This window comes from Thiomicrorhabdus cannonii, from assembly GCF_013391695.1.
Taxonomy (GTDB): Bacteria; Pseudomonadota; Gammaproteobacteria; order Thiomicrospirales; family Thiomicrospiraceae; genus Thiomicrorhabdus; species Thiomicrorhabdus cannonii.
The window spans coordinates 1-431 of the sequence record NZ_JACBGH010000037.1; the positions used below are offsets into that span (position 1 = coordinate 1).

At 59.6% G+C, this 431-nt stretch carries 1 protein-coding gene; it reads right to left on the reverse strand.

Annotated features, from left to right (window positions below):
- Positions 1 to 286 (reverse strand): efflux RND transporter permease subunit (locus tag HZ297_RS11855; protein ID WP_178863977.1); only part of this gene is annotated, 286 nt, incomplete at its 3' end.
- Between the last annotated feature and the right edge of the window lie 145 nt (positions 287 to 431).

The following is a 431-nucleotide window of genomic DNA, read 5'->3' on the forward strand; positions in this document are numbered from 1 at the left end:
GCTCGAAGGTGGCAGTAATGGTCATGCTGCCGTCGGAGTTACTTTCCGACGACACATAACGCAGGTTGTCGATACCGTTGAGCTGCTGTTCGATCACCTGCACCACCGTATCCTGCACGGTTTGCGCCGAAGCGCCCGGGTAGGTCACGGCAATGGCGATGGCCGGTGGGGCGATGCTGGGGTACTGGTTGATCGGCAACTTCAGGATCGACAAGGCGCCGACCAGCATGATCACCAAGGCGATCACCCAGGCGAAGATCGGGCGATCAATAAAGAACTTCGACATGGTTTACTCCGCTTTGGCGTCTGCTTTCGCTGCGTTGCCCTGGTTGGGGCTGTCCGGCTTCTTGACGTTGGTGGCTTCGCTGACCTTGACCTCGGCACCTGGACGCACGTACTGCAAGCCTTCGGTGATCAGGCGGTCGCCTGGG